The organism is Flavobacterium luteolum, assembly GCF_027111275.1.
GTDB lineage: Bacteria > Bacteroidota > Bacteroidia > Flavobacteriales > Flavobacteriaceae > Flavobacterium > Flavobacterium luteolum.
In genome coordinates this window covers 3,592,435-3,604,665 of record NZ_CP114286.1, presented here as the reverse complement: position 1 = coordinate 3,604,665, position 12,231 = coordinate 3,592,435, and the positions used below count along the sequence as shown (strand labels likewise).

Here is a 12,231-nt window from a genome sequence, read left to right as displayed (position 1 = left end):
AAGGAAAACGCAAGAATGGCAAAAAATAAAAAAGAAACTGTAGATAAAAAAAACGAAAAACAGGAAGGAGTTAAAAGATCATTTAAGATGTCTAAACAGCAAAGATTTGTTTTAGGCTGTCTTTTGGTTCTTTTTTCTATTGCACTATTGGTCGCATTTATTTCTTTTTATGTAAACGGACAATGGCAAAATGACCAAAGTGTTGTAAATCAGATCGGTGATCGTACCGAAGTTGCTGAGAACTGGCTCGGAAAATTCGGGGCTTATTTGGCCGATTTAATTATTTACAGAGGTTTCGGACTTGCGTCTTTTATTTTCGTACGTCTATTTTTCCTAACCGGAATGTTTTTGGCATTGGAGCTTTCAACTCAAAAACTAAAAAACACCTGGTTCTGGGATATTTTTGCCATTATTATCGTTTCTGTACTGTTTGGTTTCTTTGCTACTTCTGCACCAGAATTAGGTGGAACAATTGGTTACGAATTGAACTTATTCCTTCAAGATTATATCGGAAAAACAGGTACATTGCTTACGCTACTTTTTGGTTTAATTATCTATCTGATTTTCAAAATCAAATTATCACCAGAAAAAATTCAATCGTATTTTGATTCTACTAAAAAAGAATTTAAATCAGAATTAGACACTTTAAAACCAGCGGTAAATCAACCTGAAAGCGCTTACAATTTAGAAGAATTTGCTATTAAAGAAGAAGAAGAAGTAGAAAGCGATCCTGAAATAGATGACATTCACATCAAAACAGTTGACACGCAATTCGAACTTAACAAAGAAGCTTTAAAGCCAACTATTTCTCATTCGTCTGAAATTGAATTAAATCCAGTTTTAAAGCCAATTACTCCAAAACAAGAGCTTCCATTAGTTTCTCCTGATGAAGCATTTGTAATTGAAAAAGCAGAGGAAGAAGATATTATCGAAGAAAACTTGGCTTCTCGCTTAGTTGCCGATTTCGGATTATTTGATCCAACTTTGGATTTATCCAATTACAAATTCCCAACCATTGATTTATTAAAAGAATATTCGACTGGAGGAATTACAATCAATCAAGAAGAATTAGAAGAAAATAAAAATAGGATTGTAGATACACTTCGAAACTACAAAATTGAAATTGCACAAATTAAAGCAACGGTTGGGCCATCTGTTACTTTATACGAAATTGTGCCGGAAGCTGGAATCAGAATTTCTAAAATTAAAAGTTTAGAAGATGATATTGCTTTGTCATTGTCAGCTTTAGGAATTCGTATTATTGCGCCAATTCCAGGAAAAGGGACAATTGGTATCGAGGTTCCGAATAAAAACCCAACTATGGTTTCTATGAAAAGTGTTATTGGAGCTGCAAAATTCCAAGAAGCTGAAATGGAACTGCCAATTGCTTTAGGAAAAACCATTTCAAACGAAACTTTTGTTGTCGATTTAGCTAAAATGCCTCACTTACTGATGGCGGGTGCTACTGGACAAGGAAAATCGGTTGGATTAAATGCGGTTTTAACTTCTCTTTTATATAAAAAACATCCAGCAGAAGTAAAATTTGTTTTAGTTGACCCGAAAAAAGTGGAGCTTACACTTTTTAATAAAATTGAAAGACATTATTTAGCCAAACTTCCTGATACAGAAGACGCTATTATTACAGATAACGCAAAAGTTGTCAATACTTTAAATTCGCTTTGTACTGAAATGGACAATCGTTATTCTTTACTAAAAGACGCGATGGTTCGTAACATTAAAGAATACAACGATAAATTTAAAGCGAGAAAATTAAACCCAGAAGCCGGTCATAGATTTTTACCTTACATCGTTTTGGTTGTCGATGAGTTTGCCGATTTGATTATGACTGCAGGAAAAGAAGTTGAAGTTCCGATTGCGCGTTTGGCTCAATTAGCCCGTGCTATTGGTATTCACTTAATTATTGCAACACAAAGACCTTCTGTAAACGTTATTACAGGTTTAATTAAAGCCAATTTCCCTGCCAGAATAGCATTTAGAGTAACTTCTAAAATTGACTCTAGAACTATTTTGGATACTCAAGGTGCAGATCAGCTTATTGGACGCGGAGATTTATTATACACTAATGGAAACGACGTAATCCGTGTACAATGCGCTTTCATTGACACTCCAGAAGTAGAAAAAATTACAGATTTCATTGGCGGACAAAAAGCTTACGCTACAGCTTATTTGCTTCCAGAGTTTGTCGGAGAAGAAAGTGGCATTAATCTTGATATAGATATTTCCGAAAGAGATACTTTATTTAGAGAAGCGGCAGAGATTATTGTCAATGCACAGCAGGGTTCTGCTTCTTTATTGCAACGAAAATTAAAATTAGGATACAACAGAGCTGGTCGTTTGATCGATCAACTTGAGGCAGCAGGTATTGTTGGTCCGTTTGAAGGCAGTAAAGCACGCAGTGTAAACATTTTAGATTTAAATGCTCTTGATCAATTTTTTAATAATGAACAAAATTAATCCAATCATGAAAGCAAAAATTCAAGAAATCAACAACAATTCTATCACAAACATGACTAAAAAGTGTTTCCAAATGGCAATCATTTTGCTTTTGAGCTTCACTTCTATTCAGGCGCAAGATAAAAAAGCGAAAGATTTATTGAACGAAGTAACTTCTAAAATAAAAAGCTACGACAATATTGTTATCGATTTTAAATATTCTTTGAATAATGCCAAAGAAAACATCAATCAAGACAGTAAAGGAAACGTAACAATGAAAGGAAACCAATATGTTTTAAATTTCATGGGCGTTACTAAAATTTTTGACGGTCAAAAAACATACACTATTGTTCCTGAAGACGAAGAAGTTACTATTTCTAAAGTAAACGAGAAAGATGATAATGCAATCACTCCTTCAAAAATGCTTACTTTCTTTAATTCTGGCTACAAATACAACATGGACATTGTTCAGAATGTAAAAGGAAGAAAAATTCAATACATCAAATTGGTTCCAACTAGCGGAAAAGATCAAAGAAAAGAAATTTTGTTAGGTGTTGACGTTCAGACAAAACACATCTACAATTTGATTGAAACTGGAAAAAATGGAACAAAAACAACTTTAACCGTTAATTCTTTTAAAACCAATCAGCCATTATCAAAAAATCAATTTACCTTTGTAGCGAGTAAATACCCGAAATACTACATCAATAAATTAGATTAATTAGAAGGTTGAAAATTCTAGACAAATACTTATTAAAAACATTCTTACTTACATTTACTACGGTATTTGTAATCTTATTTTTCATATTCATACTGCAAACAGTATGGCTATTTATTTCAGAACTAGCAGGTAAAGATCTCGATTTAATATTGGTCGTGAAATTCCTGCTTTTTTCTATGCCACGAATTATCCCGTTAGTTTTACCTCTTTCGGTTTTATTAGCTTCAATCATGACTTTCGGAAATCTTGCCGAAAATTATGAGTTCGCAGCCATGAAATCGTCTGGGATCTCGCTGCAAAGAGCAATGAGAGTACTAATTATTTTTATTTTCGTTTTAAGTATTGTTGCATTTTGGTTTGCAAACAATGTAATTCCTTATGCCGAATATAAATTTGTCAATTTTAGAAAAAACATCGCTCAAGCAAAACCAGCTATGGCAATTGCCGAGGGTCAGTTTAATGATGTTGGCACTTACAATATTAAAGTAAACAAAAAATCTGGCGAAAACGGCAATCACTTGACTGGTGTGACTATTCACGAGAAAGCGAATAATTTGGGCGAAAACAAAACCGTGATTAAAGCTAAAACAGGGGAACTTGTAAGCAATGAAAAATCTAGCATTTTAAAACTGGTATTAAATGACGGTTATTACTACCAAGATGTTACTCCAAAAAAATATGAGGATCGTGCGAAAATGCCTTTTATAAAAGGAAAATTTAAGACACAGATTATCAATATCGATTTATCTGAACTAAACAAAGTCGATGACAGTAAAGAAAGTATTGCAGGAACAAATGCAATGCTAAACGTTAATGAATTGCGCTATACTTTAGACTCATTGAGTAAAAATTTAGATAACGAAATTGTTTCCTTTTCTGAAAACATCAATCAGCGTGTTGGAATTAAAAGATTCTATGAAAATACTCAAAAAAATATCAAGAAGAAACCGCTTCCAAACGATGTTTTGTCTATTTATTCTAATAAAGACAAAGTTGATATTTTAAAAATGGCAGGAAGCAATATTACCAGTAATATTTATTCTATAGAAACGACACAGAAAGATTTAAAAGACAAAGAGCGAGAAATCAACAAACACTACAATGCATTATACGAGAAGTTTGTTATTGCTTTTGCCTGTTTCTTAATGTTCTTTATTGGAGCTCCGCTTGGCGCTATTATTAGAAAAGGAGGACTTGGACTTCCTATTGTATTTGCTGTTTTAATCTTTATTACTTTCCATTTCATCAATACATTCGGAAAAAGGTTATCTCAAGAAGGCGGTATGACTCCATTTATGGGATCATGGATGTCATCTTTTGTCTTATCGCCGCTTGCCATATTATTAACCTATCGCGCTACAAACGATAATGGTTTGATTAATTTTGATGCGATCACAACCCCAATTTCACAACTAATTCAGAAAATCTCTGAGCGGTTTTCATCTGCTCAAAAGCAAAAATAATTATGTCAACAACAAAAATACAACTGAATACCATTGAAGAAGCTATAGAAGATATTCGTCAAGGTAAAGTAATCATTGTAGTCGATGATGAGGATCGAGAAAATGAAGGTGATTTTTTGGCTGCTGCCGAAAAAGTTACTCCAGAAATGATCAACTTTATGGCTACTCACGGACGTGGTTTAATTTGTACACCGCTTACAGAAAGCCGATGCAAGGAATTAGATCTTCGCGCTATGGTTACCAACAATACAGATCACATGGAAACTGCTTTTACTGTTTCTGTTGATTTAAAAGGTCAAGGGGTTACAACTGGAATTTCTGCTGCCGATAGATCAAAAACAGTTCAATCATTAGTTGATCCAAATACAAAACCTCACGATTTAGCTCGTCCTGGCCATATTTTTCCTTTAATCGCTAAACAAGGCGGTGTTTTAAGAAGAACTGGCCATACGGAAGCAGCTATTGATTTTGCACGTCTTGCGGGATTTAAACCTGCTGGTGTAATCTGCGAAATTTTAAACGAAGACGGAACAATGTCACGTTTGCCAGAATTGATCAAAGTGGCAAAGAAATTTGATTTAAAATTAGTTTCTATTGAAGATTTGGTTGCTTATAGAATGCAGCACGATAGCCTAATCGTTAAAAAAGAAGATTTTGATATTGAGACTCGTTTCGGAACTTTCCGTTTAAGAGCTTACGAGCAAACCACCAACAAGCAAATTCATATCGCTTTAACTAAAGGAACTTGGAATCTTGGCGAACCTATCTTAACAAGAATTCACTCTTCGCAAGTAAATAACGACTTGTTAGGCACGCTGACTAATAATGCTGAACAGCAATTGGACGACATGTTCAAAGTGATTAACGAGAACGGAAAAGGCGCTGTTATCTTTATCAATCAAGACATGACTGCAGTTAATCTTTTAAACAGAATTTCTGAGCTTAAATCATTGCAAGCTAACGGAACTCTGAAAGCTCCAAAAGTCATCATTGATAGCAAAGATTACGGAATTGGAGCGCAAATTCTTCATGATTTAGATATTTCTAAAATTAGACTGGTTTCGAATACAGAGCAAACAAAACGTGTCGGTATGATTGGATACGGACTTGAAATTACAGAATACGTTAATTACTAATATGGGAACAGTCGAAGAAAGAATTCAAAAATCAGAAACTCGTATTTTCAAAGCCGTTTTTCCTAGCACGACAAATCATTACGATACTTTATTTGGAGGAACTGCTCTTCATTTAATGGACGAAGTTGCTTTTATCTGTGCAACACGTTTCAGTCGTAAAAAAGTAGTTACAATTTCTACAGGACAAATTGACTTTAAAAAGGCGATTCCTGCGGGAACTTTAATCGAATTAGTAGCAAAAGTAGATAGCGTTGGAAGAACAAGCTGTAAAATTCATGTTGATATTTTTATGGAACAAATGTATTCTGAGCTTCGCGAAACAGTAGTTTCAGGAACTTTTTCGTTTGTTGCAGTCGACGAACACAAAAAACCAACGCCAATTTTAGACGATTTAGATTAATTTAAAAAAAATATCACTTTCGGAAATACTGATAATTAGATACTTGAAAATTATCTCAAAAAACTTTAAAAAAAAGTCCAAAAAAAGTTTTTATAACCGAAAAACCGTCTTATATTTGCACCCGCAATCAGATAATGATCGCGACATACTGGAGAAATGGCAGAGCGGTCGAATGCGGCAGTCTTGAAAACTGTTGACTGTAACAGGTCCGGGGGTTCGAATCCCTCTTTCTCCGCCAGATGAAGTTTCAGAAGAAACTTTAAAAGTCACAAACCCTTTAAATACTAGTATTTAAAGGGTTTTTCATTTTTAAGACATTATCAAAAAATACTTAAAACAGTAAAGTAAAGTGGACCTATTGGTGTACCTATCAATTTTAAGTCAATTTTATGATGAAACAGGTCAACTAATTTTTTCATATTCCCAGGGAATTCCCCTAAAAACAAAGCTTCCCGCATTTTTTTTAAACAATTTTAATTAATTTAAAAACTGCAGGACATGTTAAAAGTTATCTTCTACATCAAAACACAAAAAGCCGATTTAAACGGTGAATCTCCGATCTTTGCGCGAATCAATTACAAAGAACAGGAAACGTCTCTATCTACAGGAAAATCAATTGCCGCAGATAGATGGAAAGCAACCTCTAAGTTGAGGGGAGTTTTAAAAATTGAAAAAGAAAAAGTAATTAAGAGCGCTCTTGACAATTTGCATCTTAACATTGAACGCAAATTCAACGAACTTTTTAAATTAAAACCTGAGGTAAAACTTCAGATCCTTAAAAATGAACTAATGGGACTGCCAACCCCCAAAAAGTGTGATCTAACTATACTTCAGATCTTAAAAAAACACAACGATCATTTCGAAAAAAAAGTTAAGAATGGAGAGAGGGCGCCAGCTTCACTTCAAAAATACCAGAGGTCTAGTGAACTTATGAAAGCTTTTATTTTCAAAGAGTATAATAAGGAAGACTTTCCTATTGATGAAGTTAAATCGTCATTTATATACAAACTGGAGGAATACCTTAAATACGAGAGTACTTTTAAGAGCGTACAAGGAATTAAAAATAACTCGGTGGTAAAATATATCCGAATGTTTAAAACTGCGTGCACACACTGCATCAAAATGGAATTAATACAGAGAAACCCCTTTATTGTATATGATGGAAAGATCAGCGTTAAAGATGCTGTATTTTTATCACAGGAAGAATTAAACCTTATTGAAAATAAAGTCATAGATATTGAAAGACTTCAGAAAGTTAGGGACATTTTTCTGTTCTGCTGCTATACAGGTTATGCTCCGGTTGACGCATGTTCTCTTACAAATGCTAATATTCTCTCAAAGAACAAAAATGAATTATGGATAATGGCCAGCAGAACAAAAACTGACATCAGAGAAAACGTACCTGTTCTTCCTCCTGCCAGAAGGATCATTGAAAAATACCAAGGAAAACAGATTGGACTAATACCAATTATTTCAAACCAGAAAATGAATGCATATCTTAAAGAAATTGCCGACATCTGTAACATACAAAAACATCTGACATGGTATGTGGCAAGACATACCTTCGGTACAACTGTGACCCTTGGAAACGGAGTCCGAATCGAACATGTCTCTTCAATGATGGGACATACCAATATAAAACAGACACAGCATTATGCTAAAGTTTTAGATCACAATGTTATGGACGACATGATTAAGGTAATGAAAAGATACGAATCTAAGTAAAATTAAATCTCAATATTCTAATTGTGACGGTAAGAGATAATAATTTATTATTCGAAAACCGTAGAAGTTTAAAAACACACAATTTGTTTTTTCATCCCTTTCTAGCTATTTAAAAATAGACACTTAAAATTAATACATTTGTTATTAACCCAAAAACCAATACAGTTACAATATGAAACAAATAACATATGATCAGGTTGTGAAATTTATACAAGAGACAGAATTTGAATACAATCCAGGACAAATAGAAGTAAGTTTCCCAATTCTAGAGAGAATACACAAAAGATTACAAAACGGAAATAACTTTAGTGCAATAAAAACTTCAAATGGAAGAATTGTTGATGGACATCATAGATATATCTGTCATAAACTATTAGAGAGTAATCCTGAAATTACACCTGGAGGTACAAATGCTACACAAGTTGAACTTTTATGGAATCATGTAAATGTTAGTTTAGTAGATTATGATGATGAAGATTCTCGAAGACTTTTTGCAGAACGTTATGATAAAGATTAAATTAAAAGAAATCATTATATTGCACTAAACAAAAAAAGGAGTACCTTTGCAACATGTTAATACTATTAGACATAGACGGAGTTATGGTTCCTGCTACTTCTTGGAGACCTACAGAAATATTATCTGATGGATTTGCCAATTTTAGTTCAAGAGCTGTAAGTAATCTTCAGAATATTATTTATAATACTGGAGCAAGAATTCTATTGACCACTTCACATAAGTCAAAATTCAGTAATTCGGAGTGGGAAATAATTTTTAAAAATAGAGGTATTATAGCCAACATTACTGCACTTGAACCAAACTTAGATAATCTTAATAGAAAAGAAGAAATACTTCGCTGGTGCAATAAAACAAATAGTTCTGAAAGTTTTGTTATTTTAGATGATGATAAAACTTTAAATGGTTTACCTGATTATATCAAAAACAAAGCAATAATAACTAGTGGTACTGTTGGATTAACAACTGATCAAGCCTTAGAAGCAATTGATATTTTGAGAAAAGAAGAATTTGCAGTAATTTAAATTTCAATTACAAGTAATAATAAAAAAGACGACCTACTTGGTCGTCTTTTCTTTTTAAGGTTTATTGAAACTAATGTGAAACTTAAAGATAATTTAGGTTTCTAAAAAAGATATTTTAAAAAAATTAAGGATGTAAATGTGGCTTTAAATTTGTCTGGAATTTTCATCAGCTTATCCAAAAATACTCTGAACATGGACATGATGATAGACATGATGATAGACACCGCATCTATGATTTGAGAAAATCAAAATAAACAATAAAAATGATAGACACCAACATTGCTATTATATATATGATTTTAGCACTTTAACATAATGGACAAAATAGAAACTAAACTTCATTATCATGCAGTATTTTTTCAATCTTTTTAGCTTCATATAAAAATATATCTCCCAGCTTCGTGTAAGGGAGAATCCCTGTCCGTCTGTATTTGACAATGGTATTAGTAGATAGTCCAAATATTTTTTTTAAATCTTCATTTCTGTAAAAGCCAGGTTTTAAACTTTTACTATTTCCGCTGATTTTCGAATCTATCGTTTCAAGCCTTGCAAGTACAGGCTCTATAATCTCTTTAAACTTTAAAAGTAAAGCACTTTTTTTTTCTGTTATAACTTTTGCCATCACTAGAATAATTTTATAAATACTAAAAATAAAAAATACGTCTACCAGATTTCAAGACGAGATTTCCTTTCCTGCAGCCTTGCAATTAAGGTATCTAAAAATTTAATCTGTTTATCTTTGTAAATAAAACCGCTGCATTCTGAAAACTGCCTGCTGATTGAAGTAATATCTTTTTGACATCCTCCATCACCAGAGTATGTAAAACAATGGGAAATAAAGTTCTGAAATCTGGCCCTGTTCATCCTTTTATCTGACTTATCAAAAAACAGCAATCCTTCATCCATCAGAATGTAAAAAAGACTCGACAGGTCTATTTTCGAATAAGAGCTTTTGCATTTCTGCGCTAAATTGGAAACGTCTGAAACCAGATTCCGGTAATTATTACAATTCAAAAATAAAGTTTCCAGATTCGAAAGTCTTGATTCAAAATCGAAATGGTCGCTGACTGAATATTTTTTTGTACTCATCAGATTTGTTTTAAGATAAATGATCTAAATGAAAATAAATACTGCTCCGCTTATTCTTATTCTTTGTCGGAACATAAATTATATAACCATAATTATCCAATTCGCGCATACACTTATGATATGTCTTTGGAGATATGACCTTGGCAATATTCTGGATTTCTATGCTGTATGCCTGTATCGGATTGACAAAATCTTTACAGGCACGAAACTGAAGCAGAGCCGCAAATATTGCAATATGCGTGGTGCTGACCCTAAAGTCGTTTTCAATAGCCTGAAAAAATCCCGATAAAAGTTTAAGATTTTCCATAACCAAATAAGATTTATAAACATCAGATATGATGCACCTTTTTTGCGGTCTGAGTCTCAATATTCTGCTGCGGTTTTACCACGGGACTAATTTTACAGCCGTTTTTAATTTCCGCCAGACTAAGTTTCTGCATCCTGTCGTTATAAAAAGTCAAGGTCTTAAAGCGTGGATTTGCTTCCAAAAAAACTTTCATTTCTCTCCCTTGAATCAGCAGTACAGCTTCTTCCCTCCTGCCCTTTTTCAAAGAATCGGCGAGGGATTCGAATGTCTCATAGTCATCATTTTTAAGAGGAACAGCCCGCAAAGCACTGCTGACATTGTATCCATACGCTTCTGGAAACTCATGTATACGATAATTGTCATTAAGGTCTCTATCGCAGAAATTAAACTGTTTCCAAGTTCCGCTTTTAAGAACTGCTCTTCCCGCAAGCATTTCGTATGCCTCTGAAGCATTAAAGCTCTCAGATTTTTCATTCTTAAAGTAATGCGCACTCCGCCCAGATGGCGACGAATCTGTATGAAGAATTGATCTGAATCCATCAAACTGATAAGCCCCCTGTGCATCTTTTACAAATTGCAATGAATATTCAAGTCTCTCATTTTCTGAGATATGATAAGAAACGGGAACAGAAAAATTTAACTGCTGTTCCTGCATATGCTCCAATACTTTGCCATAAGCCTCATGAAAACCGCTTTTTGTAAGCTGATCCTCTAAATTCTTCTTGTTTAATTCCAGATCTCTAAGATAATCCCGTTTATCTATCCTTTGAAAAACAACAGCGCTTAGCGCTTCATTTAGAAGTCGGCGAATGATATTCGGATAGACCTGACGCCTCAAATTATTATATTCATGCTTAAGAAATCTCAAAGTTATTTTTTCGTCTACAGATTTAGTCTTTTTATATTTAAAAAGCAGCATCTTAAAAAATTTCAGTTTCTCAACTCCAAAAGAGCGTTCAACCTGCGGGCTATTTTGAAATAAAAATTTTAATTTTTCTTCCTTGGACATCCACAATTTTATCTCGTTTTCTACTCTATTGTTTTCAGAAGACATGACCGATACTTATTACTGCAGAGCCTTAAACTGATCTGCCCGCTTTTTTTGAACGGGAGTTACTGTTCTTTTCCTTCTGAGAAGGCTCATCATCGTTATTTTTCTGTTCTGCGCTCTTTTCTTTGGACTGCGACTGCTTTTCATTCTTGCTTTCACGGTCATTTATTCTCTGTAGGGAAGAATCATAAACCTTAATAGTTTTAAACTGGGGATTAGCCTCAACAAACTGTTTACGCTCCTCTCCGCCGACTACGAAAGTTACAGACTGCAGATTACCTTTTTTCAGAGAATTCATCAGATCTTCCTTGTACTGCGGTGTCAGAAGTTCTTTTATGGAATGCTTTTCCAGCGAAGCTTCGAGATCATAGCCATAGTTCTGATGATAATGCTGAAGTTTGAAATTTCCACGGTCGTCGCTTTCCTTGAAGTCCATACGAATCCAGCAATTGTAGGTTTCACCGTCCTTATTCTTTAAATCTTTATTAACCGATCTGCCCTCCATCAAATTATACGCCTCTTTGAGTGTAATGCTGGTATTATCATTATTAATATAAAAAGTCTGTTCCAATCCCGGCTTATTTTCCTCTTTCTGAAGATTAACTTGATAGGAATTGAAAAAATACATATCGCTCTGGTCGGACTTTTTAAAATTCAGTTCAACGGTCACGGTATCTTTATTAGGCACACCATTGTTCATAATACCGGTATGCGCTATTTTAAAATCCTTATCCCCTTTCTGAATATTCTCTCTTAATTCAGCATCAAAAGTTTCTCCGAATCCAGTATATTTTAACTGGTCTTTCAGATACTGTACATTTTTCTCGTTCATGATATTCGCATTTAA

The 12,231-nt window shown here is 33.7% G+C and carries 13 protein-coding genes and 1 tRNA gene; 9 read left to right on the top strand and 5 right to left on the bottom strand.

Annotated elements, in window-relative coordinates; genetic code table 11:
* Nucleotides 1-15 precede the first annotated feature (15 nt).
* The 9 genes from OZP10_RS15310 (at nt 16) to OZP10_RS15270 (ending at nt 8,937) form a co-directional block, all read left to right on the top strand.
* Entirely contained in the window at nt 16-2,475 is a 2,460-nt protein-coding gene (locus OZP10_RS15310; RefSeq protein ID WP_281631656.1) for a DNA translocase FtsK, read from the top strand.
* A gap of 73 nt (nt 2,476-2,548) precedes the next feature.
* Entirely contained in the window at nt 2,549-3,175 is a 627-nt protein-coding gene (gene lolA1, locus OZP10_RS15305; protein ID WP_462676712.1) for an outer membrane lipoprotein periplasmic chaperone LolA1, read from the top strand.
* Nucleotides 3,176-3,183: 8 nt separating this feature from the next.
* Complete coding sequence (locus OZP10_RS15300) at nt 3,184-4,638, top strand: LptF/LptG family permease (protein WP_281631655.1); 1,455 nt, start codon at nt 3,184-3,186, stop codon at nt 4,636-4,638.
* A gap of 2 nt (nt 4,639-4,640) precedes the next feature.
* Entirely contained in the window at nt 4,641-5,774 is a 1,134-nt protein-coding gene (gene ribB, locus OZP10_RS15295) for a 3,4-dihydroxy-2-butanone-4-phosphate synthase (RefSeq protein WP_177210538.1), read from the top strand.
* 1 nt (nt 5,775) lies between these two features.
* The gene (locus OZP10_RS15290) at nt 5,776-6,174 is read left to right on the top strand and encodes an acyl-CoA thioesterase (RefSeq protein ID WP_095931760.1); all 399 of its coding nucleotides are present in this window, start codon (nt 5,776-5,778) and stop codon (nt 6,172-6,174) included.
* Between the two features lie 150 nt (nt 6,175-6,324).
* Nucleotides 6,325-6,412, top strand: a tRNA-Ser gene (locus OZP10_RS15285).
* Between the two features lie 260 nt (nt 6,413-6,672).
* Nucleotides 6,673-7,899: a site-specific integrase gene (locus tag OZP10_RS15280; RefSeq protein ID WP_281631654.1), complete on the top strand. Its 1,227-nt coding sequence runs from the start codon at nt 6,673-6,675 to the stop codon at nt 7,897-7,899.
* Between the two features lie 172 nt (nt 7,900-8,071).
* Nucleotides 8,072-8,416, top strand: a complete 345-nt coding sequence (locus tag OZP10_RS15275) for a hypothetical protein (RefSeq protein ID WP_281631653.1) — start codon at nt 8,072-8,074, stop codon at nt 8,414-8,416.
* A 53-nt stretch (nt 8,417-8,469) separates the two neighbouring features.
* Complete coding sequence (locus OZP10_RS15270) at nt 8,470-8,937, top strand: HAD domain-containing protein (RefSeq protein ID WP_281631652.1); 468 nt, start codon at nt 8,470-8,472, stop codon at nt 8,935-8,937.
* Between the two features lie 331 nt (nt 8,938-9,268).
* On the opposite strand, the gene OZP10_RS15265 is transcribed toward OZP10_RS15270, so the two are convergent.
* Genes OZP10_RS15265 through OZP10_RS15245 form a run of 5 tightly spaced genes read right to left on the bottom strand, consistent with a single transcriptional unit; the run spans nt 9,269 to nt 12,216 of the window.
* Complete coding sequence (locus OZP10_RS15265) at nt 9,269-9,559, bottom strand: MerR family transcriptional regulator (protein WP_281631651.1); 291 nt, start codon at nt 9,557-9,559, stop codon at nt 9,269-9,271.
* Nucleotides 9,560-9,600: 41 nt separating this feature from the next.
* Complete coding sequence (locus tag OZP10_RS15260) at nt 9,601-10,026, bottom strand: hypothetical protein (protein ID WP_281631650.1); 426 nt, start codon at nt 10,024-10,026, stop codon at nt 9,601-9,603.
* Nucleotides 10,027-10,036: 10 nt separating this feature from the next.
* Nucleotides 10,037-10,333, bottom strand: a complete 297-nt coding sequence (locus OZP10_RS15255) for a hypothetical protein (protein ID WP_281631649.1) — start codon at nt 10,331-10,333, stop codon at nt 10,037-10,039.
* A 22-nt stretch (nt 10,334-10,355) separates the two neighbouring features.
* Nucleotides 10,356-11,387: a hypothetical protein gene (locus OZP10_RS15250; protein ID WP_281631648.1), complete on the bottom strand. Its 1,032-nt coding sequence runs from the start codon at nt 11,385-11,387 to the stop codon at nt 10,356-10,358.
* A gap of 25 nt (nt 11,388-11,412) precedes the next feature.
* Nucleotides 11,413-12,216: a hypothetical protein gene (locus tag OZP10_RS15245; RefSeq protein ID WP_281631647.1), complete on the bottom strand. Its 804-nt coding sequence runs from the start codon at nt 12,214-12,216 to the stop codon at nt 11,413-11,415.
* Between the last annotated feature and the right edge of the window lie 15 nt (nt 12,217-12,231).

Coding starts and splice junctions, on each gene's coding strand:
- OZP10_RS15310 (WP_281631656.1), top strand. CDS start 16: ATGGCAAAAAATAAAAAAGAAACTGTAGATAAAAAAAACGAAAAACAG.
- lolA1 (WP_462676712.1), top strand. CDS start 2,549: ATGGCAATCATTTTGCTTTTGAGCTTCACTTCTATTCAGGCGCAAGAT.
- ribB (WP_177210538.1), top strand. CDS start 4,641: ATGTCAACAACAAAAATACAACTGAATACCATTGAAGAAGCTATAGAA.
- OZP10_RS15290 (WP_095931760.1), top strand. CDS start 5,776: ATGGGAACAGTCGAAGAAAGAATTCAAAAATCAGAAACTCGTATTTTC.
- OZP10_RS15280 (WP_281631654.1), top strand. CDS start 6,673: ATGTTAAAAGTTATCTTCTACATCAAAACACAAAAAGCCGATTTAAAC.
- OZP10_RS15275 (WP_281631653.1), top strand. CDS start 8,072: ATGAAACAAATAACATATGATCAGGTTGTGAAATTTATACAAGAGACA.
- OZP10_RS15270 (WP_281631652.1), top strand. CDS start 8,470: ATGTTAATACTATTAGACATAGACGGAGTTATGGTTCCTGCTACTTCT.
- OZP10_RS15265 (WP_281631651.1), bottom strand. CDS start 9,559: ATGGCAAAAGTTATAACAGAAAAAAAAAGTGCTTTACTTTTAAAGTTT.
- OZP10_RS15260 (WP_281631650.1), bottom strand. CDS start 10,026: ATGAGTACAAAAAAATATTCAGTCAGCGACCATTTCGATTTTGAATCA.
- OZP10_RS15255 (WP_281631649.1), bottom strand. CDS start 10,333: ATGGAAAATCTTAAACTTTTATCGGGATTTTTTCAGGCTATTGAAAAC.
- OZP10_RS15250 (WP_281631648.1), bottom strand. CDS start 11,387: ATGTCTTCTGAAAACAATAGAGTAGAAAACGAGATAAAATTGTGGATG.
- OZP10_RS15245 (WP_281631647.1), bottom strand. CDS start 12,216: ATGAACGAGAAAAATGTACAGTATCTGAAAGACCAGTTAAAATATACT.